The sequence below is a fragment of the Serratia sp. CY52157 genome, from assembly GCF_052168495.1.
Taxonomy (GTDB): domain Bacteria; phylum Pseudomonadota; class Gammaproteobacteria; order Enterobacterales; family Enterobacteriaceae; genus Serratia; species Serratia ureilytica.
Genome location: NZ_JBJNMO010000001.1, coordinates 798,017 through 824,666, shown reverse-complemented (window position 1 = coordinate 824,666; position 26,650 = coordinate 798,017). Strand labels below are relative to the sequence as shown.

General features: G+C 62.6%; 15 protein-coding genes. 11 read left to right on the top strand and 4 right to left on the bottom strand.

Annotated elements, in window-relative coordinates; all coding sequences use genetic code 11:
- Positions 1-6: 6 nt before the first annotated feature.
- From ACJ8IP_RS03965 to ACJ8IP_RS03940, 6 genes are all read left to right on the top strand, one after another.
- On the top strand, positions 7-687 hold the full coding sequence (locus ACJ8IP_RS03965) for a class I SAM-dependent methyltransferase (protein WP_108680760.1): 681 nt from the start codon (positions 7-9) through the stop codon (positions 685-687).
- 43 nt (positions 688-730) lie between these two features.
- Positions 731-1,393: a hypothetical protein gene (locus ACJ8IP_RS03960; RefSeq protein ID WP_159085278.1), complete on the top strand. Its 663-nt coding sequence runs from the start codon at positions 731-733 to the stop codon at positions 1,391-1,393.
- Between the two features lie 124 nt (positions 1,394-1,517).
- Positions 1,518-2,660 carry an efflux RND transporter periplasmic adaptor subunit gene (locus ACJ8IP_RS03955; protein WP_442524317.1) on the top strand — a complete coding sequence of 381 codons (1,143 nt, stop codon included), beginning with the start codon at positions 1,518-1,520 and terminating at the stop codon, positions 2,658-2,660.
- Position 2,661: 1 nt separating this feature from the next.
- Positions 2,662-5,799 (top strand): efflux RND transporter permease subunit, encoded by a 3,138-nt coding sequence (locus ACJ8IP_RS03950; RefSeq protein ID WP_108680754.1) that lies wholly within the window; start codon positions 2,662-2,664, stop codon positions 5,797-5,799.
- 1 nt (position 5,800) lies between these two features.
- Positions 5,801-7,243 (top strand): efflux transporter outer membrane subunit, encoded by a 1,443-nt coding sequence (locus ACJ8IP_RS03945; RefSeq protein WP_164106250.1) that lies wholly within the window; start codon positions 5,801-5,803, stop codon positions 7,241-7,243.
- Between the two features lie 157 nt (positions 7,244-7,400).
- Entirely contained in the window at positions 7,401-7,754 is a 354-nt protein-coding gene (locus ACJ8IP_RS03940) for a DUF1493 family protein (RefSeq protein WP_047026092.1), read from the top strand.
- Positions 7,755-7,761: 7 nt separating this feature from the next.
- Here ACJ8IP_RS03940 and ACJ8IP_RS03935 read toward each other — a convergent pair whose 3' ends face one another.
- Positions 7,762-8,331 carry a DJ-1/PfpI family protein gene (locus tag ACJ8IP_RS03935; RefSeq protein WP_033643121.1) on the bottom strand — a complete coding sequence of 190 codons (570 nt, stop codon included), beginning with the start codon at positions 8,329-8,331 and terminating at the stop codon, positions 7,762-7,764.
- 133 nt (positions 8,332-8,464) lie between these two features.
- On the opposite strand from ACJ8IP_RS03935, the gene ACJ8IP_RS03930 reads away from it, so the two are divergent.
- Entirely contained in the window at positions 8,465-10,003 is a 1,539-nt protein-coding gene (locus tag ACJ8IP_RS03930; RefSeq protein ID WP_047026093.1) for a long-chain-fatty-acid--CoA ligase, read from the top strand.
- A 39-nt stretch (positions 10,004-10,042) separates the two neighbouring features.
- Here the strand turns inward: ACJ8IP_RS03930 and ACJ8IP_RS03925 are convergent, their stop codons facing one another.
- Together ACJ8IP_RS03925 and ACJ8IP_RS03920 are read right to left on the bottom strand one after the other, a co-directional pair.
- A complete protein-coding gene (locus ACJ8IP_RS03925) occupies positions 10,043-11,317 on the bottom strand; it encodes a Glu/Leu/Phe/Val family dehydrogenase (RefSeq protein WP_033643119.1) in 1,275 nt (424 codons plus the stop codon).
- A 546-nt stretch (positions 11,318-11,863) separates the two neighbouring features.
- A complete protein-coding gene (locus ACJ8IP_RS03920; RefSeq protein ID WP_042784531.1) occupies positions 11,864-12,211 on the bottom strand; it encodes an antibiotic biosynthesis monooxygenase family protein in 348 nt (115 codons plus the stop codon).
- A gap of 513 nt (positions 12,212-12,724) precedes the next feature.
- Between ACJ8IP_RS03920 and ACJ8IP_RS03915 the strand changes: the two genes are divergently transcribed.
- The gene (locus tag ACJ8IP_RS03915) at positions 12,725-13,345 is read left to right on the top strand and encodes a helix-turn-helix transcriptional regulator (protein ID WP_042784528.1); all 621 of its coding nucleotides are present in this window, start codon (positions 12,725-12,727) and stop codon (positions 13,343-13,345) included.
- 740 nt (positions 13,346-14,085) lie between these two features.
- On the opposite strand, the gene ACJ8IP_RS03910 is transcribed toward ACJ8IP_RS03915, so the two are convergent.
- Positions 14,086-16,275, bottom strand: coding sequence for a TonB-dependent siderophore receptor (locus ACJ8IP_RS03910; RefSeq protein ID WP_442524316.1), 2,190 nt, complete (start codon positions 16,273-16,275; stop codon positions 14,086-14,088).
- Positions 16,276-16,477: 202 nt separating this feature from the next.
- On the opposite strand from ACJ8IP_RS03910, the gene fes reads away from it, so the two are divergent.
- From fes to ACJ8IP_RS03895, 3 genes are read left to right on the top strand one after another with little or no spacing between them, the layout of a single operon-like run.
- Complete coding sequence (gene fes, locus ACJ8IP_RS03905; RefSeq protein ID WP_404757867.1) at positions 16,478-17,785, top strand: enterochelin esterase; 1,308 nt, start codon at positions 16,478-16,480, stop codon at positions 17,783-17,785.
- A 29-nt stretch (positions 17,786-17,814) separates the two neighbouring features.
- A complete protein-coding gene (locus ACJ8IP_RS03900; protein WP_033643114.1) occupies positions 17,815-18,039 on the top strand; it encodes an MbtH family protein in 225 nt (74 codons plus the stop codon).
- A gap of 51 nt (positions 18,040-18,090) precedes the next feature.
- Entirely contained in the window at positions 18,091-26,601 is an 8,511-nt protein-coding gene (locus ACJ8IP_RS03895) for an amino acid adenylation domain-containing protein (protein ID WP_442524315.1), read from the top strand.
- The last annotated feature ends 49 nt before the right edge of the window (positions 26,602-26,650 follow it).

The following is a 26,650-nucleotide window of genomic DNA, read 5'->3' as shown; positions in this document are numbered from 1 at the left end:
GCCATAATGAACGACTCACCCTTGAGCATTCCCACCTGGTATCGCGATCCGCACGCAGAACAGGCTATGGCTGCAGGCCATGCGCCCATCTGGCGGCATCTGCTGAGCCTGGTGCCGGAACGCGAACTGTCCGGCGTCAGGGTGCTGGACTTCGGCTGCAATCAGGGCGGTTTTCTGCGCCTGTTGCATCAAATTCGGCCATTTAGTGAGGGGATTGGCGTTGATATCGCCCGCCAATCCGTCGAACAAGCCAACCGCCTGAAAGGAAACCTGCCGATCGTTTATCAGACCGACACGCGGTTGACGGGTTATGAGAACCACTGCGATATCGCCTTCAGTCATGAAGTCATCTACCTGATTGAAGATATCGCGCAGCATGCCGCCGATATGCTGCGGGTGCTGAAGCCGGGCGGCGTTTATTATGCGGTGACCGGTTGCCACACCGACAACCCGCTGTGGCCGCAATGGCGCGAAAGGGTGGCTGAACAGACGCATACCGTGGTGCAGGATCGTTCTCTGGACGATTATGCGCGTATTTTCTCCGCCGCGGGGTTCCAGGTCTCTGCCCGCAGGCTGGGTTTTTCCGGCTTCGTTCCCTATGAGCCGGACGGCTGGATGCCGACTGTTTCGGCAGCGATCGACTACTATTGGCACACCAAAACGGTGTTTAGACTGGTTAAACCCTAAAAATCCCACGCGGCGCTCGGTACGCCGCCGCTGACGAGATAAGATGACGAAATTTATGATGGACCAAGACGCTAAAACAATGGACTTTCGTTTAATCACACGGTTGTCCCTGCTTATGGGGGCGCTCTTGACGCCCGTTGGAGGGGCCACTGCGGCCATGCTTACGCTCGAGAATCAGGATCCGGCGGCGGTGTACCTTATTCAGGATGCGAAGCTGATTCAGGAGCGTGAGGGGGTGAAGATCGCCGAGCGCTCATACCGTTATTTCGAACTTAAGCTCGCCGACAATCTCCAGTATGAAGGTTATATCACCCGCTGCGCCGACGACTATGCCGATAAATTGAATGAACAAGATCGGCGTGAATTAAACCGCTGCACTGAGCAGGTGATCGACGACCTGGATCGGTTGATGGAAAAGACCGCCAACGTGACGTTCTACGATGGCGGCACGCAAAACGTTTATCGGGGCGAAGAACATTCAACGCCTTATTATTACTATTCGTTCGCCCGCGTGGCCAATTATTATCAAACCGACGATGGGCGCCATCCCCTGTATGGCCTGGTTTATCGCTGCAAGCAGCCGGCGAGCGATGCTCATCGGGAGCAAGAGCCTGATACAACTGAAGCGGCGCCGCCCCCGGCTGAAGTGGAACGCTTTATTGCATGGGCTAAAAACCGCTGCGCCAATGTGCTGAAACCACGCTGAACGAGATTGCGCCACCGTTTTCCGCTTCGAAAAGATTTTACGCAATCCTTACGCAACCCTTTCAGAAGCGCATTCCGGCATTCGATATATTGAGAATAGTCATTCTCAATAGGATCGTATTGCAATGCAGAGGAAAACGCTTTTGGCGCTGGGGCTTTCGCTGTCGCTGGCCGCCTGCGATGGGCAAAACGCCGGCGCGCCGACGGGCGCAGGCGGTGAACGGGAGGTCGGCGTCGTCACGTTGCGAGGCCAGTCTGTAACCCTGAGCAGCGAGTTGACCGGCCGGGTTAACGCCACCATGACCTCCGACGTGCGGCCGCAGGTCGACGGCATCATCAAGCAGCGGCTGTTTACCGAAGGGGCCGAGGTGAAAGCCGGGCAGGTCTTGTATCAAATTGACCCCGCCAGCTATCAGGCCAGCTACGATCAGGCCACCGCCCAGCTGAAAAACGCTCAGGCCACGGTGCAATCCACCCGGCTCAAATCGCAGCGCTATGCGGCGCTGGTGAAAGAGAACGGCGTTTCCAAACAGGACGCAGACGACGCCAAAGCCGCGTATCTGCAGGCCGTGGCGTCGGTGGCGCAGTATCAGGCGGCGCTGGAAACGGCGCGCATCAATCTCGCCTATACCCAGGTGCGGGCGCCGATCGCCGGCCGCATCGGCATTTCGTCGGTGACGCCGGGCGCGCTGGTCACCGCCGGCCAGACTGATGCGTTGGCCACCATCCGCGCGTTGGATCCCATCTATGTCGATCTGACCCAGTCCAGCGCCCAGTTGCTTAAACTGCGCCGTCAGCAGGCCGCTTTGCAGCGCGGTGCGGTCACGCCGGTCGCCATCAAGCTGGAGGACGGCACGTCTTATGCCCACGCCGGCAAGCTGGAGTTGAGCGAGGTGGCGGTGGATGAGGCCACCGGTTCGGTCACGCTGCGCGCGGTGTTCCCCAACCCCGAACATGAGCTGTTGCCCGGCATGTACGTCCATGCCACGGTGGATAACGGCGTCGATCCCAAAGCCATCCTGGCGCCGCAGCAGGGCATCACCCGCAACGCCAAAGGGGAAGCCACCGCGTTGGTGGTAAACGAGCAAAACAAAGTGGCGCAACGCACCGTCAGCGCCGAACGGGTGGTGGGCAGTAACTGGCTGATCGACAGCGGGCTGAACGACGGCGATCGCCTGATCGTCGAAGGCACCAGCAAGGTGACGATCGGCGCTGCGGTGAAGCCGGTAGACGTCTCGGTCGACAAAACCCAACGCGGGGAGCAGTGATATGGCGCAGTTCTTTATCCGGCGTCCGGTATTCGCCTGGGTGATCGCCATCATCATCATGCTGTGCGGTCTGATGTCGATCAATTCATTGCCCGTCTCGCAGTACCCGGACGTCTCACCGCCGCAGATCGCCATCTCCGCCACCTACCCGGGCGCGGACGCGGAAACGCTGGAAAACAGCGTCACCCAGGTGATTGAGCAGCAGCTCACCGGCCTGGACGGCCTGCTGTATTTCTCGTCGACCAGCAGCGCCAGCGGCTCGGTCAGCATCAACGTCACCTTTGAGCAGGGCACCGATCCGGATATCGCTCAGGTGCAGGTGCAAAACAAGGTGCAGCAGGCGGAAAGTCGTCTGCCGAGCGCCGTCACCGCACAGGGCGTGACGGTCAAAAAATCCCAGAGCAGCTTTCTGCTGATCGTCGGGCTGTATGACGAAAGCGACAAGGCGACGATGGCCGATATCTCCGACTATCTGGTCAGCAACCTGCAGGATCCGCTGTCGCGCATCGAGGGCGTCGGGGACGTACAGGTGTTCGGCTCGGAATACGCGATGCGCATCTGGCTGGATCCGACCAAACTGGCGAGCTTTTCGCTGATGCCTTCCGACGTGCAGACGGCGATCGAGGCGCAAAACACCCAGGTGTCCGCCGGCAAGATAGGCGATCTGCCGGCCGCCGCCGACCAGCAGCTGACCGCCACGGTGAAGGCGCAGTCGCGGCTGCAAACGCCGGAACAGTTCCGCAATATCATCCTGAAAAGCGACAGCAACGGGGCGCTGGTGCGGCTGGGCGACGTGGCGCGGGTTGAGCTGGGCAACGAAGACTACTCCGCCAGCGCGCACCTCAACGGCCACCCGGCGGCGGGGATCGCGGTCAAGCTGGCGGCGGGCGCCAACGCCCTGAGCACCGCCAAGCTGGTAAAGGCCAAGGTGGCGGAATACCAAAGCGCCATGCCGCAGGGCTACAAGGTGGCCTACCCGAAAGACAGCACCGACTTCATCAACATCTCGATCGAAGAGGTGGTGAAAACGCTGTTTGAAGCGGTGGCGTTAGTGGTGGTAGTGATGTTCGTGTTCCTGCAAAACCTGCGCACCACGCTGATCCCGACCATTACCGTGCCGGTGGTGTTGCTGGGCACCTTCGGCGTGCTGGCGGCGTTCGGCTATTCGATCAATACCCTGACGCTGTTCGGCATGGTGTTGGCGATCGGGCTATTGGTGGATGACGCCATTGTGGTGGTGGAAAACGTCGAACGGGTGATGCACGAGGATAAGCTGCCGCCGCGCGAGGCGACGGAGAAATCGATGCGCGAAATCACCGGCGCGCTGGTCGGCATCGCGCTGGTGCTGTCGGCGGTGTTTCTGCCGATGGCGTTCTTCGGCGGCTCCACCGGGGTGATCTACCGCCAGTTTTCGATCACCGTCGTCTCCTCGATGGTGTTGTCGGTGGTGCTGGCGTTGACGCTGGCGCCGGCCTTGTGCGCCACGTTGCTGAAACCCGCGCACGACGCGCAGACCGACAAAGGCTTGCTGGGCAAATTCAACCGCGGTTATGACCGGCTGCAGGCGAAGTACGCCGACAAGGTCGGCGCAGTGATCCACCGGCCAACGCGCTATCTGCTGCTGTACGGCCTGCTGTTGATCGCCGCCGCCGTAATGTATCTGCGTTTGCCGACCGGCTTCCTGCCCAACGAGGATCAGGGCTCGGTGATGGTGCAGTACACCTTGCCGGCCGGCGCCACCAACGCGCGCACCTCGGCGGTGAGCGAGGCGGTGACCGCCTATTTTCTCGACCAGGAAAAGGCCAACGTCAGCACCATTTTCACCATCAACGGCTTCGGTTTCAGCGGCAGCGGGCAAAACGCCGGCATGGCGTTCGTCAGCCTCAAAGACTGGAGCCAACGCGGCGGCAGCGAAAACACCGCCGACGCCATCGCCAAACGCGCCATGGCGCACTTTGCCTCGCTGCGCGACGCCCAGGTGTTCTCCATGAGCCCGCCGGCGATCGACGGCTTTGGCCAATCCGACGGCTTTACCTTCGAGCTGCAGGCCAAGGGGGCGACCACCCGCGCCGAGCTGCAGGCGATGCGCGATCAGATCGTCGCCGCCGCCGGCAACAACCCGGCGCTGCTGGCGGTGCGCGCCAACACCTTGCCGGACACCCCGCAGCTGCAGGTAGCGATCGACAACGGCAAACTGCAGGCACTCGGCCTGAGCGCCGCGGACGTCAACAGCACCCTCAGCAGCGCGTTCGGCAGCACCTACATCAACGACTTTATCGACCGCAACCGGGTGAAAAAAGTCTATATGCAGGGCGACGTGCAGTACCGCGCCAAGCCGGAAGACCTCGACCGCTGGTTTGTGCGCGGCACCAATGCATCGGGCGCCAGCAGCATGACGCCGTTCTCCGCCTTTGCGTCTTCGCACTGGATCTACGGGCCGGAGAACCTGGCGCGCTATAACGGGCTGTCGTCGTTCGAGATCACCGGGCAGGGCGCCGCCGGTGTCAGTTCCGGTACGGCAATGAGCGAGATGGAGAAACTGGCGGCGAAATACTCCGCCGGCAGCAGCTACTCCTGGAGCGGGCTGTCCTATCAGGAACGGCTGACCAGCGGCCAGGCGTCGTCGCTGTACGCGATTTCGCTCATCGTGGTGTTCCTGTGCCTGGCGGCGCTGTATGAGAGCTGGTCGATTCCGTTCGCGGTGATGTTGGTGGTGCCGATGGGCGTGGTGGGCTCACTGCTGGCGATCACGCTGCGCGGGCTGGAAAACGACATCTACTTCCAGGTGGCGCTGCTCACCATCATCGGGCTGTCGGCGAAGAACGCCATTTTGATCGTCGAGTTCGCCGAGGAGATGCACCAGCGGGGGGAAACGCTGATTGGCGCGGCGGTCCACGCGGCGCGCATGCGCCTGCGGCCGATCCTGATGACCTCGCTGGCGTTCACCGCCGGGGTGCTGCCGCTGGCGGTATCCAGCGGCGCCGGCGCCAACAGCCGAATCGCCATCGGCACCGGCATTATCGGCGGCACGATCACCGCCACCGCCTTGGCGATCTTTTTCGTACCGCTGTTTTATGTGTTGGTGCGCCGCATGTTTACCCGTCGGCCCACCAACTCGCCGTCGCAGGCAGGAGAATAACGTGTTGCAACGAGTCATGATGTTAACTTTACCGCTGCTGCTGAGCGGGTGTCTGTCGCTGGATCCGCACTACCAGCGCCCGGCGGCGCCGGTGCCCGCCAACCTGCCGCAGGGCGAGGCCGCCGGCAAACAGGCGTTGAGCTACCCGGACGTCGCCTGGCGCGACTATGTGCAGGACGCCAGGCTGCGGCAGGTGGTGGCGATGGGGCTGAACAGCAGCCGCGATCTGCGTGAGGCGATCGCCAATATCGCTTCGGCGCGCGCCCTGTACGGTGAGCAGCGCTCGGCGCTGTTCCCGACGATCAACGCCACCGCCGACGGCAGCCGCGGGCGTTCGCTGACCGGCAACGGCAATGCCACCGCCATCAGCCAGAGTTACGAAGCGCAGGGCGGCGTCAGCGCGTTCGAGCTGGATCTGTTCGGCAAGAACGCCAGCCTGTCGCGGGCGGCGTTCGAAACCTATCTGGCCAACTTGGAAGCGGCGAAAAGCACCCGTCTGACGCTGATCGCCGATATCGTCACCGACTGGGTGGCGGTGGCGGCCGAGCGCAGCAATCTGGCGGTGGCGCAGCAGACGATGGAAAGCGCCAAACGTTCGCTGGACGTGACGCGCAACAATCAACAGCACGGCATTTCGTCGCTGGTCGACGTGGCGTCGGCGGAAACCGTTTATCAACAGGCGCGATCGGACGCCGCCAGCTACGCCACCCTCGCCGCGCAGGCGAAAAACGCGCTGGATTTGGCGGTGGGGCAAAGCGTGCCGGAAAACCTGCTGCCCGACGGTATCGATGCGCTCGGCGAAATCATGCGCAATCTGCCGGCCGGGGTGTCTTCGCAGGTGCTGCTGACGCGGCCGGATGTGCTGCAGGCCGAGCATAATCTGAAATCCGCCAACGCCAACATCGGCTCGGCGCGTGCGGCGTTCTTCCCGTCGATCAGCCTGACCGCCAGCGGCGGCGTGGGCAGCGGTGAACTCTCGGCGCTGTTCAGCCACGGCGCCGGCGTCTGGTCGTTCGCCCCGAGCATCAGCCTGCCGATCTTCAGCGGCGGCTATAACACGGCTCAGCTCCACTACACCCAGGCGCAGAAAGACCTGTATGTCGCCACCTATGAGAAAGCGGTGCAGACGGCATTTCAGGAAACCGCCGACGCGCTGGCGCGCAAAGCCACGCTGCAGGAACAGTTGGCGGCGCAAACCGGCTATGTGGCGGCGGCGCAGCAATATTATCGCCTGGCCGAACTGCGTTACCGCCAGGGCGTGGACAGCTACCTGACGCTGCTGGACGCGCACCGCACGCTGTATACGGCGCAGCAGTCGCTGATCGCCGCACAGCAGACCGCGTACGACAATCAGGCGACCCTGTATAAAGTGTTGGGCGGCGGGGTTGCCGCCGAGCGGCAGGGGGACGGCGTCATCGCCGATAAGGCGGCGCTCAGCCGCTAACCGTCGACCGCGCGCGCCGCGAATTGGGCGGCGCGCGGTTTACTTATGGAAAGTGTAAAGAAACGGAAAACCCGCGCGGCGGCCCGAACTCGCCGCGGCGGGCAGAGTCAGACAGATAATTGCATTCACCTTTTCTTCATATCGGCTCGAGGTCGTCATGGCAGAAGACATTCAGCAACAGGTCATCGCGCTTATCGCCGCATTCAACACACCAGGGCGGCAGAAGAAGGGGGCGGTCATCACCCCGGAAACCGAGATTAACACCGCGCTCAACCTGTCGTTCAGCGACTCCAACACGCTGATGCGCCGCTACTTCGATACCTTCGGCGTCGACAGCAGCAACTACAACCACGAGCTGTATTTCCAGCCGCCGAGCAATACCGGGCGCTGGTTTTCCCCCTCCGCCTGTAAAGAACACACCCGGCCGCTGTGCGTATCGATGCTGGTGCGCTCGGCGCGCGCCAAACGCTGGCTGTACGACATCCATTTTCTTATCGAGCAATTGCGCTAGCGCCAGGTTACTGCTCCAGCAGCTCGGCGAATTTCGCCAGCCACTGCGGATGCGCCGGCCAGGCCGGGGCGGTGACCAGGTTGCCGTCGACGTGCGCCTGATCGATGCCGATCTCCGCATAGTGGCCGCCGCCGAGCCGCACCTCCGGGGCGCAAGCCGGGTAGGCGCTGCAGGTGCGGCCCTTCAACACCCCGGCCGCCGCCAGCAGCTGCGGGCCGTGGCAAACGGCGGCGATCGGTTTTTTGGCGGCGTCGAACGCCTGCACCAGCGCGATCACGTCGGGATTCAGGCGCAGGTATTCGGGCGCCCGACCGCCGGGGATCAACAGCGCGTCATAGTGTTCTTCTTTGGCGGCGGCAAAGTCGGCGTTCAGGGTGAAACGATGACCGGGTTTCTCGCTGTAGGTCTGCGCGCCGTCAAAGTCGTGGATCGCGGTCTGGATGTAGTCGCCGACGGCTTTGTCGGGGCACACGGCGTCCACCCAATGGCCAAGCATTTGCAATGCCTGAAACGGCACCATGGTTTCGTAATCTTCGGCGTAGTCGCCGACCAGCATCAGGATTTTTTTCTTGCTCATGATCACAACTCCTGCAGGAGGGGGAATGCCTAAGGTATAGCCCAGCGCCCCTGGGAATGCGAACCGCAAAGCGCCTATCTATACTCGTGATACTGCGGCGCTTTCTCGCCGCTCAACCCAGGGAGGATCCCCGATGCTGAATCTGGCTACCTTGCTTGAAGAAAGTGCGCGCACCTGGCCGGAACGGCCGGCGGTGATACAGGACGATATACCGCTCAGCTATCGGGCGCTGAATGAAATGGCCAACCGGGTGGCGAATTTACTGGTCGCGCGCGGCGTGCAGCCCGGTGAGCGAGTGGCGCTGGCCTGCCCCAATCGGCCGGAGTTTCCGGCTATCTATTACGGCATTCTCAAAAGCGGCGCGGTGGTGGTGCCGCTCAATATTCTGCTTAAGAGCGCAGAGTTCGACTATTACCTGGCGGACTCGGCGGCGGTGGCGTTGTTTTGCTTCGAAGGCAGCAGCGGCCTGCCGTTGGGGGAAGAGGCGCTGCGGGCGGCGGCGAAGGCGGAGCAATGCCGTGAGGTGTTTATCATCGGCGATCGGCTGCCGCTCGAAGGCGAACGTTTCAGCACGGCGATAGCCGAACAGGCCACCGAGTTCGCTTCGGCCGCGACGCTCGAAAGCGACACGGCGGTGGTGCTGTATACCAGCGGCACCACCGGCCGGGCCAAAGGGGCGGAGTTGACCCACGCCAACCTGGTGCTTAACGCGCTGGGATCGGTGCGGCTGTTCGACGGCTCGGAAACGGATCCCGATCGCCATCTGGTGACGTTGCCGCTGTTCCACACGTTTGGTTCGACGGTGCAGATGAATGCCGGATTTTCCGCCGCCGCCACCCTGGTGCTGGTCGAACGCTTCGACGCCGCGCAGGCCATCGCGCTGATGCAGCGGCACGGCATTACCTTTTTTGCCGGCGTGCCGACCATGTATTGGGCGTTGTTGAATGCACTGGATGAGCATACGGATATCGAGCGCCTGCGCAGCACGCTGCGTATGGCGGTGTCCGGCGGGGCCAGCCTGCCGGTGCAGATCCTGGAGGATTTCTCGCGCCGCTTCGGCGTCAACATTCTCGAAGGGTATGGGCTGTCGGAAACCAGCCCGGTCGCCACCTTTAACCATCCGCACCGCGTGACCAAACCCGGCTCTATCGGCCAACCGATCTGGGGCGTGGAGGTTCGCTTGCTCGACGTCACCGGACAACCGATCGACGGTGTCGATCAGGTGGGAGAGATCGCGGTGCGCGGCTACAACATCATGAAAGGCTATCTGAACCGTCCCGAGGCGACGGCGGAAGTGCTGGAAAACGGCTGGTTCCGCACCGGCGATCTGGCGCGCCGCGATGCCGACGGCTTCTATTTCATCGTCGATCGGGCCAAGGACATGATCATTCGCGGCGGGTTCAACGTCTATCCGCGCGAGATTGAAGAGGCGCTGATTCGCCATCCGGCGGTGTCGTTGGTGGCGGTGATCGGTGTCGAGCATCCTTCGCTGGGTGAAGAGATCAAAGCGGTGGTGGTGTTGAAAGAGACGGAGGAGCCGATCGAGGAAGAGGCGCTGATCGCCTGGAGCCGGGAGAGGCTGGCGGCGTTCAAGTATCCGCGTATCGTCGAGTTTGTCGAACGCTTGCCGATGACCAGTACCGGTAAGGTGTTGAAACGCTGTTTGCGCTGAGGAAAATCCGGCCTGCCGGGGCAGGCCGGGAAACGGGCATCAACCTGGGTAGATGCCACGCTCTTTACGTGCGGTCAGGATGCGCTCGCAAGCCACGATATAAGCGGCGGTGCGCAGGCTGCACTCTTTCTCTGCGGCCTTGTTCCAGACGTGGACCATCGCGTCGGTCATGATCTTGTCCATACGCTCGTTGATCTCGGACTCGCTCCAGAAGTAGCTCGCCATGTCCTGCACCCACTCGAAGTAACTGACCGTTACGCCGCCGGCGTTACAGATAACGTCCGGAACCACGGTGATGTTACGGGAACGCAGAATGTCGTCCGCTTCTGGGAAGGTTGGGCCGTTAGCCCCTTCCAGCACCAGCTTGGCGCTGAGGATTTCGGCGCGCTGACGGGTGATCTGGCCTTCCAGCGCCGCAGGGATCAGGATGTCCATGTCAACCGACCAGAACGCTTCGCTTTCGATCTCGCTGGCGCCTGGGAAACCGGCGATCTGCTTGTGCTTGGCCTGGTATTCGGTCAGCGCGGCCAGATCGATGCCGTTGGCGTTGAACAGGGTTGCAGAGTGGTCCTGGATGGTGACGACGCGAGCGCCGACGCCGACGAACAGGCGAGCCGCTTCGCTGCCCACGTTACCGAAGCCTTGCACCGCCACTTTGGCGCCTTCGATCTGCACGCCCAGACGCTTGGCCACTTCGCTGCCGGTGACGAACACGCCGCGGCCAGTCGCTTTCTCACGGCCCAGGGAGCCGCCGAGGTGGATTGGCTTACCGGTTACCACGCCGGTGATGGTGGTGCCGTGGTTCATGGAGTAGGTATCCATCATCCAGGCCATCACTTTGGCGTTGGTGCCGACGTCCGGCGCAGGAATGTCTTTCTGTGGCCCGATGATGAAGCCGATTTCGCTGGTGTAGCGGCGGGTCAGTCGCTCCAGTTCACCTTCAGACAGTTTGAACGGATCGACGCGGATGCCGCCCTTGGCGCCGCCGTACGGCAGGTTGACCGCGGCGCACTTGATGGTCATCCAGGCGGACAGGGCCATCACTTCGTTCAGATCGACGTCAGGGTGGAAGCGGATACCGCCTTTACCCGGCCCGCGCGACAGGTTGTGCTGTACGCGGAAGCCTTCGAAGTGACGGATGGTGCCATCGTCCATCTGCAGCGGGATATCGACAATCAAAGCGCGTTTAGGGTGACGCAGCGTATCAACCCAGCGTGAGAGGTCGCCGAGGTAAGGGGCGACGCGATCGATTTGTTGCAGATATGTAGCCCAAGCGGTGGTGCTGCTGTCTGAAGCGTAGGATAGCTTTTCCATAACCAACCTTTATATTTTAGAGGTATTTATTTCGTTTAACCGTGGATTAGCAAGCGCATAACACTTTGCGCCGCTAAATTTACCACTAATTATGCCGGTTGTTAGCCCCCCGCTCATCGGGCCAGCGGACGGTTTTTCGCCGCCTGCAGGGCGGTAAATGAATAGTTAATTACTTTTCGCCGGGCGTTAGCGGGCACATGCATACTTTATGCATATAAAACGCATAAAAACCCTTTATATCTATTTTTCAGAAGCTTGAATGTGATCAAAAAGTTTCATTTTATTTAACTGCTATGTTGACAATGGCGTTTCCCCTCGGCAGCGTTAAAATCCTGTTAAAACGCCGTCTGCCGCCGCGTTTTGCCTGGGCAGCGAGAAGCGTGATTCGGGGTTGTTTTACTGTATTGCGGCAGAGAGTGGGCTGAAAAGCGTGTTCACCTGAAACGGACGGGTGACCGCGAGCGGCCGGCCACCCGTTCTGGTTTGGCGAATCAGCGTTTCGTTTAAAGAAGACCGCGCCGCGGTGGCGTGGTCATCCGATACGCATTAGGCGCCGGTATGCTGATAGCGTTGTAATTCCACCGGTTCAGCGCCGATACTCGCCAGATATTCTTTGACGGACGCCGGCGCGGAAGCTTGCGTAAATTGGTAGATGTTTTCATCCGCATCCAACAGCGTCTCCCATTTTACAATGTTCACCCAGCGAGGCTCATTGTCTACGCTGATGCCCGAGTCACGCGAAATAAACCCGTTTTGGTTCGAGATAAATTCCTCTTCAACGCGTTTGTCCAATACGGCAAACGCTTCAGGGCTGAGTGAGGCCGGCAGTTTAAAACTTGAAATTTCAATAATGTAGCTGTTGGCGGAACAGACCGCCTTGGATTCATAATTCATAATAAAAGTCCTTTAAATTAAATTGCTTATACAACTCAAATTAAGCTGCATCCTTATTGCAGTACTGCAGGTTAAATTTATTCCTGATGTCTGAAATAAATAATTAGGAATAATCTGAATCGGCGCTTTGCTTTATGCAAAACATGATGATTTGTATGAGATTTTTCTTGCATAAGGGAGTTTGCTAATCAACTTACCAACGGCCTGAGGCAATAATTCAATAACGATGGTGCGGTTATTAATGTCATTGGCAAAGGGGCGGTTTTTAAATAAAAAAACGGTATGTGAACGGCGTGGTTAACCTATTTCCGTTTTCTCTTTGAAGGGGCGGGCGTTATTTCGCCGGCGACCGGCAATGGCAAATCATGCCCCCCCGTCGGGATAAAAGGTCACTTGCGGCGCAGCCGGTAGTGAGGGGGGAACCAACGCCATCCGCTCGGCAAGCGGCGGCAACTGCGGTATGCTAAGCGGCTGAACAACAAACCAAACCGGGCTATACGGAGACACCCCAGCGTGGCGAATTCTTCTTCTCAACTTGAACTGTTGCGGTCGGTCGCCGACGGCATCGCGGCCCTGTTTTTCCCGAATGCGGAAGTGGTGATCCACGATTTGGCCGCCAACAAGATAGCCTACCTGGCGAACAACCTGTCGAAGCGCAAACCGGGCGACGACGCGGGGCTGGAAGATTTCACGTTTGATGGCGGCGCCAACGTGACCGGCCCCTACGAAAAGCTGAACTGGGACGGCAAAAAGATGCGCTCGGTGAGCATCGCCGCGCGCGACGAGCAGGGTAACCCCAGCTATCTGCTGTGCATCAACCTGAGCACCGCGATGTTCGAGGACGCCCGCAACGCGCTGGATATGTTCCTGTCGGTCACGCGATTGCAGCCGCAGCCGCAACAGCTGTTCAAAGACGACTGGCAAGAGAAGATCAATACCTTCCTGCATGACTGGCTGCGGCGCGAGAACGCTGCGCTCGGCGCGCTGAGCCGCGAACAGAAACGGCGGCTGGTCAGCGATCTCTATCATCAGGGGGCGTTCAAGGCCAAAAGCGCGGCGGACTATATCGCCAACGTGTTGTCGATGGGGCGCGCTACGGTGTACAAGCATCTGCGGGAATTGAAGCAAGAGTAAACGCGGCGGGAAAGGTGGAAGAAAGGGGCGGCGATGGCCGTAAACCTGACTGGCATTTTTTATCCGGTCTCTGTCAGCGCCGTGCAGGAAAAATTGCCGTAAATACCCCGAATTTCTCTGTTACCACAATGAACGGCAATTGGAGGGGCCGAAGGCGCGGCCCCTCCACCCGCGCCTTCGCTTAACACCGTCTGTCCGCTATGCGGATACCCTCGTCGCGTCTGCATTGTCGGGCGGGTCGGCTGCGACAAACGTCCCTGTTAGTCTCGCCTCAACCGGCCTTCCCTGGCCGGTTGCCCCTGACAACGCCGTCTTGCTCGGCAGCCGGTGATGCGCGCCCAAGGTCAACACATGAGCTGGCAGCTACCGGGAAATCTGTCGCTTATGAGGTTGTGGTAGAGAAGTTGGAGATGAGCGCGGTGTTGGGCGCCCTTGAAGACGCCGAACGTAGGCATAGCGCATTAGGCGAAACCGCCATGGACGGCGGTTTCAGGTGAGACAGGCAGGGACGCCTGTCGCAGCCGGCCTCAATGCGGTATGGCGGAGAGAGGGCAGTTGGCAAAGCCAACCGTCTGATAGGGCAAAGACGCGGGTTGCAAGGGACCGCGCCTACGGTCCCTTGCTCGGTCGAGGCGCATGAGTTTCATGGTGCATCTCACATTTATCGACCGAAATACGTCACCAATACCTTCAGAAAAACGCTAACTGACACGCATTACGGCGCTGGCCGCCCCTTTTCGTTACCAGCGGTAGTTCACCGAAGCGATGACGCTGCGGCCGCTGCCGTAGAAGCAGGCGTACTCGCCGCTGCAGGATGAAACGTATTTCTTGTCCGTCAGGTTCTGCACGTTGAGCTGCAGCGCCGCACCGCGCAGCGCCGGCGAGGCCTGGCCGAGATCATATTTCACCATGGCATCGTACAGCGTGTAGTGCGGCACGTCGTACTGGCCGGTGGCGTCGGCCGGCGCATCGCCGATGTAACGCACGCCGCTGCCGACGGTCAGGCCGTTGAACGCGCCGCTCAGGAAGCTGTAGCTGCCCCAGGCGGACGCCGCGTGGCGTGGAATGCCCGCCGGGCTGTGGCCGATTTCGTCCGCCGCGTTAGAGTCTTTGGTCACCACGTCGGTGTAGGTGTAGGCAGCGATCAGCTTGATCTCCGGCGTCGGCTGAGCGTGCACTTCCGCCTCAATCCCTTTGGATTTCACCTCACCGATCTGCTCGTAGGCGGAGGTGAGACGGTTGTAAGACGCCACATTGCGCTGGGTGATGTCGAACCAGGAGAGGGTCAGCAGGGTGTTGCCGCCCGGGATCTGGTACTTTACGCCCACCTCGGTTTGTTTGCCGGTGGTCGGCTTGAGCGGGTCGGCGCCCGGCGCGCTCGGGTACAGGTTAGGATCGAACGAGGTGCTGTAGCTGACGTACGGCGAAATGCCGTTGTCGAAGGCGTAGAGCAGGCCCGCACGGCCGGTGAACTGGGCATCGTTGTAGGTCTGCTCTTTGCCGCCGCTGGTGCGATCGCGGGTGTTGACCTGCGACCAGTCCTGACGGCCGGACAGCAGCAGGTTCCAGTTATTCCACGCCAGCTGGTCCTGCAGATACACCCCGACCTGATTCAGCGTCTTCAAATCGCTGGAAGCCAGCGCCAGCGTGCTGCCATCGATGCTGGGGCGAACCGGGTTGGCCCAGTCGATCGGGTAATCGTTGCCGCGATCGCGATACATCTTCGAATCGATATGGCTGTAGCGGTAATCCAATCCGCCCAGCACCGTGTGTTTCACCTCGCCGGTGTCGAACAGGCCCTTCAGCTGGTTATCCACGCCAAACTCGTTGGTCATCTGCGTTTCATGCTGCGCCATGCGGGTGACGGTGTGGTCGTTGACCTTCGAGTTTACGTTATAAACCAGATATTTATAGTCCTCATCACGGTGGGTGAAACGCAGGTTCTGGGTAAACGACAGCGCATCGCTGAAGTTGTGCTCGAGGCTGTAGCCGATCGACGCCTGCTCGCGCCGCGACTTGTTGAAGCTGGGTTCGCTGATGTTGAAGTCATAGGGCACATAGCCCGCGCTGGTCGGGAACAGCGTGCCGGCGCGCGGCAGGAAGTTGCGCGATCCGGCTTTCGGATCGTTCTGGTAGCTGGTCAGCAGCGTAAAGCTGGTGTCTTCGTTCGGCAGCCAGGTGAAGGCCGGGGCGATGGCCACCCGTTGCTGCTTGCTGTCTTTGACAAACTCATGTTCGGTTCTGGCGATACCGTTCAGGCGATAGAACAGGGTGTTGTCGTCGTTGAGTTTGCCGCCAAAGTCGAACGCCGTTTCCGCCAGATGACGGTTGCCGGTGCTGAATTTAACTTCGTGAATGCTCTGGGCAGTAGGGCGTTTGCTGGTCATCACCACCACGCCGCCGGGGCTGACCTGGCCGTAAAGCACGCCGGCCGGGCCGTGCACCATTTCCACACGCTCCAGCAACCAGGGATCGATCTGCCCGGCGCCGCCGTTTTGGCTCGAGAGGCCAAAGTGCAGGCCGTCGAGCAGCTTGGGCGCGTAGCGGAAGCCGCGGCTGATCACTTCGTCATTGCGATTGGAATTGCCGCGATAGGTGGTGATCACCCCGCTGGTGTAGTTCAAGGCGTCGGCGACCGACGCCGGTTCCTGGTCGTTCATTTGCTCGCGCGTCACCACCGAGATGGACTGCGGGGTTTTGCTCAGCGGGGCGGCGGTTTTGGTGCCGGCGGCGCTCTCTTTGGCGACGATCCCTTTGACGGGCGCGGTCACGCTGCTCTGCGCGTCGGCAGTCACCACCATCGTCTCGTCCGCCGCGGCAAAAGCGTTTTGCGCGAAGGGCAGTAGCGCCAGCGTCGCCCCCAGCAACAGCCGGTTGGCGGACATCGCCTCTGCGCTATCGTTTTCTATCCCTTTGTTTCTAATATTCATTATCTCTCCTGCATGCCTACTTTTGTGTGTAATGCCACCCTGATAAACCCCGCAATGCCGATGAATACGCTTTCCCTCGTCGACGCGGAGACGTCGCGTTTGCACGACGGCAAAAATCCGACAAATAGTATTGAAAATGATAATGAGTATCAATACGATTGTCAGGTTTTGTAAAAGTCACGCACGTTATGTAAGGGGCGCTATGGAGTTTTTGCCGGAAAAGAGGCCAGAACACGGCCATGAGGGATTGGCGGCGCACTGGCTGCGTGAGGCGGCGGCGGGGCAACCCGCATGGTGGCAGAAGGTTGCCGCTCATGGCACGCCTGTCGTCGACGCGCACGATGAACAGCACGTCAGAATGACCTGGCTATGGCGCGATCCTGCCGGCGACGAGCGGCACTCGCCGATATGCCGGGTCTATGCCGATATCAACGGCATTACCGACCATCACAGCACGACCCCCAGCAGCCTGAAAAGGCTCCCCGGCACCGACGTTTGGTACGGCGCGGCCGTTGTCGATCGCCGCTGGCGCGGCAGTTACAGCCTGATCCCGATTACGGCGCGGGATCTTCCTCCCGTCTTCAGCGACGACGAAACGTTGCGCGATCGCCAGCAGCGCGCCTGGTGGGTATCGCTGTTTCCGTTGGCGATCGCCGATCCGCTGAATCGCACCTCGCTGGGGCCGGCTTATCGCCCGCGCGCCGTTTCCCTGGCTCAGGGGCCGGACGCGGACGACCAAAGCGCTTGGCAGGCCGCCGATCGGCCGTTGGATGAAGCGCGGCTACAGCTTTTTCACTGGCACAGCGAACGGCTGGGCACCCGGCGGCGCGTGTGGCTGTATGCCGGCGGCGAGGCGGCGGACAACGCCAACCGCCCGCTGGTGCTGCTGCTCGACGGCCAGAACTGGATCGAAAGGCACGCATTGCTGCCGGTGATTGAGAACGAGACCGCAAAAGGGCATCTGCCGCCCGCGTGCTGGCTGCTGATCGATGCGATCGATGGCGAACACCGGGAAAACGAGCTGCCTTGCAACGCCGCCTTTTGGCAGGCGGTGATCGACGAACTGCTGCCGCAGGCGCAGCGGCGCGAACCGTTCAGCGAAGAGGGGGCGCGCACCGTGGTCGCCGGCCAGAGCTACGGCGGACTGGCGGCGTTATACGCCGGCCTGCACTGGCCCGAGCGCTTCGGCCATGTGCTGAGCCAGTCCGGCTCCTTCTGGTGGCCCACGGTGCAATTCGTTACCCAGTTCGAAAAACGCCATGAGTTGGAGGAAGGCTGGTTGATACGCCAGGTTCGGCAGCGCGGCGCGACCGCGCCGACGCTCACCGTGATTCAGCAAGCCGGCGATCGGGAGGCGGACATCGAATTCGTCAATCGCCAGATGCACCAGGCGCTGACGGCGGCCGGGCATCGTGCCGACTACCGCGTGTATTCCGGCGGACATGACGCGCTCTGTTGGCGCGGCGGTCTGGTGGACGGCGTGCGCCGGCTGCTTTCCGCAATGAAGTAATTCCACATTTTGACAGACAGGTAAGGCAAATGACTCAGGAACAACAAAACCCGTTCGATGACGAAAGTCTCCGTTTCTCCGTGTTGGTCAACGCGCAACAGCAGTACTCGCTGTGGCCGCAGTTTGCCGATACGCCGCCGGGATGGCGCGTGTTGATGGGGCCGGCGTCGCGCGGTGAATGTATCGACTATATCGAAGCGCACTGGCAGGACATGCGGCCGGCGTCGTTGAAAGCGGCGGATGCGCCGCGTTAATCGCCGCACAGCCACATCGCTACATTCCGTTTGAGGAAAAGGACAGACACCATGTCAGAAACGCTTTCTTTGCCGGATACTCAGGTCGAGTATCGGGATTATCCGCTGGTTGCGGCGCAACCGGGGATCTGGATTGCCGACCAAATCGCGCTGCGGCGCAACAGCTTTGCCGTGGCGCACTACACCGAACTGCACGGCGATATCGATCGTTCGGCGCTGGAGCGCGCGATTCGCCAGGGGCTGGCAGAGGCGGATACGGTTCAGGCGCGCTTCTTTGAGGCGCAGGACGGCCAGCCGGTGCAACGTTTACCGCTGAACGCGGATCCCGCGCGGGTGCTGGCGCCGGAGTGGTTTGACTTCAGCGCGCGGCCAGACGCCGAGCAGGCGGCGCTGGCGCTGATGCACGACGATCTGGCGCAGGATCTGCCCGCGGACGGCGAGCGCCCGCTCTATCGCCATGCGGTGATCCGCATCAGCGCCGATCGCTGGTTCTGGTACCAGCGCTTTCATCATCTGACCCTGGACGGCTTCAGCTTCGAGGCCATCACCCGCCGGATCGCCGATATCTACCGCGCGCTGCGCCACGGGCTGTCGCCGGCGGCCTCGCCGTTTACCCCGTTCGGCAAGGTGGTGGAAGAGTTTCAGCAATGGCAAACGTCGGCCGCACGCCAGCGGGCGGCCGAATTCTGGCGGCAGCATCTGCGCGATCTGCCGTCGCCGCTGTCATTGGCGACGGAAAACCGCGAGGTCGAACCGGGCGCTCGGCCGCTCAAACAGGCGCTGGTGCTGCCGGAGTCGCTGTTTGACGAAGCGCTGCGCGATGCGGCGCTGCAGTCGTTGCAACCGGCCGATATCGTCACGGCGGCGCTGGCGATGTATCTGGCGCGCATGAGCGGCGAAACCCGGCTCTCCATCGGTTTTCCTTTCATGCGCCGCATGGGTTCGCAGGCGCTGGCGGCGATCGGCCCGGTGGTTAACGTGCTGCCGCTGCTGCTGAACGTGACGCCGGAGATGTCGCTGGCGGACGTCTGCCAGGCCACCGCGGCGCAAATCAAACAGGTGCGGCGCCATCAACGCTATGAGGCGGAGCAGATCAAACGCGATCTCGGCCTGATCGGCGGCCATCAGGAGCTGTACGGCCCGGTGGTCAACGTCAAGGTTTACCACAGCGACTTGTCCTTCGACGGTCAAGCGGCCGTTACCCATACGCTGGCGATGGGGCCGGTCGACGACCTCGAGTTTGAGATCGGTTTTCGAAGCGGCGTGCTGACGCTGTCGTTGGTGGCCAACCCTGCCAAATACGCGCCGCGCACCTTGCAAGGCCATGCGGAGCGCATTGGCCATTGGTTGCAGCAACTGGCGCGGCGGCCGCATCAGCCGAACGGTCAACTGGCGCTGGTCAGCGAAGGGGAGCTGCGCCAACTCGCGGCCTGGGGGCGCGGCGCTGAGCTGACGCCGCCGGCGGGCATGGTGTCGATCATGGACGCTTTCCAGCGTCAGGTTGAGCGACAGCCCGAGGCGTTGGCGGTGACCTGCGGCGATGTGCGCCTCAGCTACCGTCAACTCAGTGAACGGGTGATGCAACTGGGGCGCGTGCTGATCGAAAGCGGCATCGGCGCCGAAGACGTGGTCGCCATCGGCATTCCGCGCTCGGTGGACACGCTGGTCGCGCTGTTTGGCGTGTTGGCCAGCGGCGCGGCCTATATGCCGCTCGATCTGGATTATCCGCGTGAACGTCTGGCGCTGATGTGCGACGACGCGCGGCCGGTGATGCTGCTGACCCACAGCGACACGCGGGCCAACATGCCGGATCTGCCGCAGATCATGTGCCTCGATGAGGCGCAATGCCGGGCGCGCTGTGCGGCCGCCGAGGCCGCGCCGATATCGGACGAAGAGCGGCGCGTGCCGCTGAACGAGGCGCATCTGGCCTACATGATTTACACCTCCGGTTCGACCGGCAAACCCAAAGGCGTGATGTCCACGCACCGCGGGCTGCTGAACCTGTTCTTGTCACATCAGGCCTCGCTGTTCGGCCCGGCGATCGAAAAATTCCAGGCTCGCCGCGGGCGGCGTCTGCGCGCCGGGCATACCGCTTCGTTCTCTTTCGACTCCTCCTGGGAGCCGCTGTTCTGCATGATGATGGGCAGCGAACTGGTTATCTTCGATGAAGAGCTGCGCCGCGACCCCTGGGCGCTGCTCGAACAGACCCAACAGACCCCGATCGATCTGCTGGACATCACGCCGTCGTTCCTCTCGCAGTTGGTGGATTGCGGCCTGCTGAAGGGACAGTTCCCACTGCCGGCGTTTGTGATGATCGGCGGCGAGGCGGCGACGCCGACGCTGTGGAACCTGATGCGGCAGCATCCGGAAGTCGAGATCCATAACTATTACGGCCCGTCCGAATACACCGTCGATACCCTCGGCGCGCCGGTCACGGCCGCAGACCAGCCGGTGATCGGGCGCCCCCTGGCCAATACCGAAGTCTGGCTGCTCGACAGTCGCCTGCAGCCGGTGCCGATCGGCGCGGCGGGGGAACTGTACATTTCAGGCAAGGGCATCGCGCGCGGTTACCTGCGCCGCCCGGATCTGACGGCAGCGCGCTTTGTCGCCAATCCGTTCGCCGACGGCGAGGTGATGTACCGCAGCGGCGATCTGATGCGTTGGAGCGCGGACGGCCAGCTGGTGTTCATTGGCCGTACCGATCACCAAATCAAGGTGCGCGGCTTCCGCGTCGAGCTGGGTGAAGTGGAGAGCGCGCTGGCTGCCTTGCCGGACGTGGGGCGGGCGGTGGTGATCGCCGAGCGGATCGGCGCCACCTATCGCCTGATCGGTTACTGCTCAGTGCAGGATGACGCGCGGCGCGTCTCACCCGCGCTGCAGAGCGAGCTGCTGGGGCAGTTGGCGCAGCGTCTGCCGGATTACATGGTGCCGGCGATCCTGGTGGTGATGCCGGAGCTGCCGCTTAACGTTAACGGCAAGATTGACCGTCAGGCGCTGCCCAAACCGCAGGAGACGCTGGCGCAAAGCCTGCGCGAGCCGGCCACCGAGCAGGAAAGGCTGATTTGCCGCGCCATGGCCCAGCTGTTGGGGATGGAGCGCGTCGGCGCCGACGACGATTTCTTCGCGCTCGGCGGCGACAGCATCTCGGCGATGGGGCTGGGCACCGCCCTGCGGCGCAACGGGTATCTGCTGCGGCCGCGTGAGATCTTCGCGCTGCACACCCCCGCGCGCATGGCGCAGGCGATGCATCCGCTGGCCGTTGGATCTCAGGCCGCGCGCAGCGTGCAGCAAGGGCCGATCGACGGGCTGCCGATCCTGCACTGGTTTGCCGAGACGGGCGACATGCATCGTCGCTTCGCGCACGGCGTTTTCCTGCGCGTGCCTGCCGAATTGCAACCGGCACAGCTGCGTTATGCGTTGGAACAGCTGCGTACGGCACACCCGGCGCTGGGCGCGCGGATCCGCGACGGCCAGTTGGTGGTTGAAACCGCCGCCGCCGGTGAATTGATGCAGCGTCATCCCGTATCCGACGATCTGGAAACCGTAGCGGAACAGGCGTTTGATGCCGCGCTGGCGCGCCTCAATCCGGCCGAGGGCAACATGATGCAGGCCATCTTGTTGCAGCGTGACGGGCAGAGCCTCGGGCTGGTGCTGGCGATCCACCACCTGGTGGTTGACGGCGTTTCCTGGCGCATCCTGCTCGACGAACTGCGGCAAGCGGCCGACAGCGCCATGCAGGGGCAGCCGATCGCGCTGCCGCCGGAGGAAACCTCGCTCTATGAGTGGTCCGCGCGTTTACGGGCCGACGCCGAACGCCGGGAAACCGAGCTGCCGTTCTGGCGGCAGATGCTGGCGGACGGCGTGCCGCGCTTGGGGCGACGCGCGCTGGATCCGCAGACCGATCGTCTCGCTTCGGTGAGCGAACGGCGCACGCTGCTCGACAGCCGGCTGACCGCCGCGCTGCTGGGCGCCTTGCCGCAGGGATACCGCGCTCAGGTCGAAGAGATCATGCTGTGCGCGCTGGCGCTGGCCTGCCGGCGTCATTTCCAGGCCGCTTCGCTGCGCTTTTCGCTGGAGTCGCACGGCCGCGCCGAACTGGACGATAGCCTCGATCTGGCGCGCACCGTCGGCTGGCTGACGGCGGAGTACCCGCTGTGCATCGAACTGCATGACGCCGAACACCACGAGGCCGTGCGCGCGGTGAAACGGGTGACACGTGCGGTGGCCGATCGCGGCATCGGCTATGGTCAACTGCGCTATTTGCATCCGCAGCGTGACGAACTGGCCGCGCTGGCGCAGCGCAATGCGCCGGAGATTTTGTTCAACTACCTCGGGCGCTTCGGCCAGGATGAGGGACACTGGACGCCGCAGCGCAGCCGGACCCGTTTCCGAGACGCCTTCGCCGTAGCGCAGGATACGCAGCAGGCGCTGTGTTACGGGCTGGAAGTGAACATCTTTGTCGAAGAGCGGCGCGACGGCGCGTGTCTGGCGATCAACTGGAGCTGGCTGGAGGGGATTTTCAGCGCGAGCGACATCGAGGCGTTGCATAGGGGCATCGAGCAGGCCGTGCGTGCGCTGTGCGAGTTTGCCGAACGGCATCCCGAACGCGCAGCGGCAACGTTGACGGCGGCCGAGATCGCCCAACCGAACGTCGACGATGAAACGCTGCGCGCCTGGGAGCGGGAGTATGGGCCGTTGGCCGATGCGCTGCCGCTGTTGCCCTTGCAGCACGGCTTGCTGTTCCATGCCCAGACGGCGCAGCAGGGCGGCAGTTATAACTCGCTGACGCGCCTGAGCCTCTGCGGCGAACTGGACGCGCCACGGCTCCAGCAGGCGCTGGATGCGGTGATCCGCCGCCATCCGCAGCTGGCCGCCCGGTTCAACCGCGAGGGCGAACCGCTGCAGCTGATACCGCAGGAAAGCCATTGGCCGCTGGACAGCCACAGGCTGCCGCCGCTGTCCGCCGAACAAGAAATGCAGGCGCTGAATGAGCTGGAGCAGGAAGAACTGCGGCGCGATCTGTTTAATCAGCCGGGCGCGATGCTGCATGCGCTGTGGGTCAAACACGGCGAGAGCGAACGCTGCACGCTGTTCCTCAATGCCCACCACCTGATCGTCGATGGCTGGTCGACGCCGGTGGTGCTCAACGATCTGATGCTCGCATTGCGTGAAGGGATAACGGCGTTGCCGCCGCTGCGTTCGAACTATGCCGATATCGTGCGCCGCCTGGCCGCGCGGGATGCCGACGCCTCGCGCCGCATCTGGCGCGAGACGCTGCAGGACGTACGGCCAACGCTGCTGTTTGGCGAGACGCAGGACGACCGCGTGTTTGAGCTGGAAATGACGCTGCCGCCGGCGGAGGAACAGCGTTTGCTGACCCTGTGCCGCGAACGCGGGCTGACGCTCAATACCGTGATGCAGGGCATCTGGGCGCTGCAGCTGGCCGGCTGTTGCGGCCATCAGGACGTGGTGTTCGGCTCGCCGGTTTCCGGGCGGTTTGGCCAGATCGACGGCGTGGAAGAGCACGTTGGCCTGTTCAGCAACACGCTGCCGGTACGCGTACGGCTGGAAAACGGCCGGCCGTTGACGGAACAGCTGACCGCTCTGCAACACCGGCAGATTGAACTGCTGGAGCACGACGATTTGGGATTGGGTGAGATCCAGCACCTGGCCGGCGCGGGCACGCTGTTCGATACGCTGTTGGTGGTGGAGAACTACCCGGACAACGACGCCTTGCTCGGCGGCACAGGTTCCCTGCGCTGCGACGCCATCCGCAACAAAGGCTATACCCACTATCCGCTGACGTTGCTGGTGCTGCCGGGCGAGCGTCTGCGTCTGCTGATGGAGTACCGTGACTCGGTGCCGCAGCCTGAACGCTTCGCCGCGCGGCTGATGGCGCTGCTGCAACAATGGATTGCGCAACCGGATCTGCCGTTGCCGCGCTGGCAATTGCAAACCCCGCAGGAACAGGCGTTGATCGCGGCGGTCAACCGCACCGCACAGGCGGTAGCGGACACCACCTTGCATCAGGCGATCGCCGATCAAGCTCGGCGCACGCCGGAACGCATCGCGTTGCTGGATGCCGGGCACACCCTCAGCTACCGTGACATGCAGCGCCAGGCCGCGCTGTTGGCCGAACGGCTGACGGCGGCGGGCATTCAGCCGGGCGATATCGTCGCGGTGGCGTTGCCGCGTTCCGTGCGCCTCAGCCTGGCGCTGACGGCGATTGTGCAAACCGGCGCCGCCTGGCTGCCGCTGGATACCGGTTACCCGGATGAGCGTCTGGCCTACATGGTGGCAGACGCCAAGCCACGGCTGATTATCACCGAGAGCGCCTTGGATGCCCGTTTTGCCGCGCTGGCGCCGACGTTGCGGTTCGATGCGCTGGACGACAGCGGGCGCGAACCGATGCAGCGCGCACCGGCGGGGAACGGCGATTATCCCGCCTACGTCCTGTATACCTCGGGCTCTACCGGGCGGCCGAAAGGGGTGGTGGTGAACCACCGGGCGATCGTCAACCGTCTGTTCTGGATGCAGCATGAGTATTCGCTCGATGCGCAGGACGTGGTATTGCAGAAAACGCCGTGCAGCTTCGACGTTTCCGTCTGGGAGTTCTTCTGGCCGCTGATGGTCGGCGCGCGCCTGGTGATGGCGCCGCCGGAGGCGCACCGCGATCCGCAGGCGCTGACGACATTGATCGACGACTATGGCGTAACCACGCTGCATTTCGTTCCGTCCATGTTGGCTATCTGGGTTGAGGCGCTGAACGAACGTGCGCCGCAGCGCGCCGCCGCCAGCCTGAAACGCGTGTTCTGCAGCGGTGAGGCGTTGTCGTGTGAACTGGCATCCCGCTACCAGGCGTTGGTCGCCGCGCCGCTGCATAACCTGTATGGCCCGACGGAGGCGGCGGTTGATGTCACCTATCAACCGGCGTCCGGCGAGGCATTGGCGGCGGTGAGCGGCGCCGGCGTGCCGATCGGCAAACCGGTCTGGAACACCCAACTGAGCATTCTCGACGCCATGCTGCGGCCGGTGCCCGTCGGCTGCGCCGGCGATCTCTACCTGCGCGGCATTCAGCTGGCCGACGGCTATCTGCATCGGCCGGGATTGACGGCGCAGCGGTTTGTCGCCGATCCCGCCGGCAACGGGGCGCGCATGTATCGCACCGGCGATATCGCCCGCTGGCTGGAAGACGGCAGCGTCGAGTATTTGGGGCGCAGCGACGATCAGCTGAAGATCCGCGGCCAGCGCATCGAACTGGGCGAAATCGAACAGGCGCTGCTGGCGCAGCCGGGAGTAGCGCAGGCGGCGGTGCACGCCATCGAACTGGGTGAGGGCGCGACGGGGCTGGGCGGCGCCGATATGCGGCAGTTGGTCGCCTGGCTGATCGCCCAGCCGGGCGTGACGCTGGATACCGCCGTCCTGCATCAGGCGCTGGAGGCGCGTTTGCCGGCGCACATGATGCCGGTCAGCTATGTCATGACCGACAGCTTCCCGCTCAGCGCCAGCGGCAAGCTGGATCGCAAGGCGTTGCCTCGGCCGCAGCTGAGCCCGCAGAGCGGCCGCGTGCCGCACAGCGACAGCGAGCGCCTGCTGGCGGCGCTGTTCAGCGAACTGCTGGGGCGCGAGACGGTGTATGCCGACGACGACTTCTTCGCGTTGGGCGGCCACTCGCTGCTGGCGATGCGCCTGGCGGCGGAGCTGCGTCGGCGCGTCACCCGGCCGCTGAGCGTCGGGCAGATCATGTTCGCCCGCAGTCTGGAGAAAATGGCGCACCTGCTCGATGACGCGCAGGCCGCCGGCTCGGCCGAGAGCCGTGGCGTCGGCGAGTGCCTGCAGCTGCGGGCGGGCCAAGGCCCGGCGCTGTTCTGCCTGCATCCGGCTTCCGGTTTCGCCTGGCAGTACTCGGGGCTGAGCCGGTATCTGCCGGGGAGTTACCCGATCATCGGTCTGCAGTCGCCAAGACCGGACGGCGTCATCGCCACCTGCGAGGACATTGAGCAGATGGTCGATCGTCATCTCGCCACTTTGCGCCGCCTGCAGCCGCAGGGGCCTTACTACCTGCTGGGCTATTCGCTCGGCGGCACGCTGGCGCATTCGATGGCCGCGCGTCTGCAGCAGCAGGGTGAAGAGGTGGCGTTCCTCGGCATGCTGGATACCTATCCGCCGGAAGGCCAGGACTGGACCGGCCCCACCGAGGAAGAGGCGCAGAAGGAGGTGGCGCAGGAACAGGCCGAGTTTATGGCGGAAGATCATGGCGATCCGACGCTGATGGCGGAGAAGGCGGCGATGTTCGACAGCATCGTCGCCAACTATCGTGACGCGGTGCGCCTCCTTTCTCAAGCGCGCAGTCAGCGTTTCCACGGCACGGCGACGCTGTTTGTCGCCGATCGGACGCTGCCGCCATTGATGGACATCAACGCCGTGTGGGCGCCGTATCTGGATCGGCTGATCTGTCATCACCAAGGTTGCGAGCACGCGGACATTCTGTCGCCGGCCTCGCTGGAGACGCTAGGGCCGCTATTGCATTCGCTGCTGACGCGGCAATACGGGTTGGTATAACGCAACCGGGCCGGGGCGTGCGCCACGGCCCGTACTAAAACATGATATG

Coding starts and splice junctions, on each gene's coding strand:
- ACJ8IP_RS03955 (WP_442524317.1), top strand. CDS start 1,518: ATGCAGAGGAAAACGCTTTTGGCGCTGGGGCTTTCGCTGTCGCTGGCC.
- ACJ8IP_RS03965 (WP_108680760.1), top strand. CDS start 7: ATGAACGACTCACCCTTGAGCATTCCCACCTGGTATCGCGATCCGCAC.
- ACJ8IP_RS03930 (WP_047026093.1), top strand. CDS start 8,465: ATGCTGAATCTGGCTACCTTGCTTGAAGAAAGTGCGCGCACCTGGCCG.
- ACJ8IP_RS03895 (WP_442524315.1), top strand. CDS start 18,091: ATGTCAGAAACGCTTTCTTTGCCGGATACTCAGGTCGAGTATCGGGAT.
- ACJ8IP_RS03950 (WP_108680754.1), top strand. CDS start 2,662: ATGGCGCAGTTCTTTATCCGGCGTCCGGTATTCGCCTGGGTGATCGCC.
- fes (WP_404757867.1), top strand. CDS start 16,478: ATGGAGTTTTTGCCGGAAAAGAGGCCAGAACACGGCCATGAGGGATTG.
- ACJ8IP_RS03920 (WP_042784531.1), bottom strand. CDS start 12,211: ATGAATTATGAATCCAAGGCGGTCTGTTCCGCCAACAGCTACATTATT.
- ACJ8IP_RS03925 (WP_033643119.1), bottom strand. CDS start 11,317: ATGGAAAAGCTATCCTACGCTTCAGACAGCAGCACCACCGCTTGGGCT.
- ACJ8IP_RS03940 (WP_047026092.1), top strand. CDS start 7,401: ATGGCAGAAGACATTCAGCAACAGGTCATCGCGCTTATCGCCGCATTC.
- ACJ8IP_RS03960 (WP_159085278.1), top strand. CDS start 731: ATGACGAAATTTATGATGGACCAAGACGCTAAAACAATGGACTTTCGT.
- ACJ8IP_RS03935 (WP_033643121.1), bottom strand. CDS start 8,331: ATGAGCAAGAAAAAAATCCTGATGCTGGTCGGCGACTACGCCGAAGAT.
- ACJ8IP_RS03900 (WP_033643114.1), top strand. CDS start 17,815: ATGACTCAGGAACAACAAAACCCGTTCGATGACGAAAGTCTCCGTTTC.
- ACJ8IP_RS03910 (WP_442524316.1), bottom strand. CDS start 16,275: ATGAATATTAGAAACAAAGGGATAGAAAACGATAGCGCAGAGGCGATG.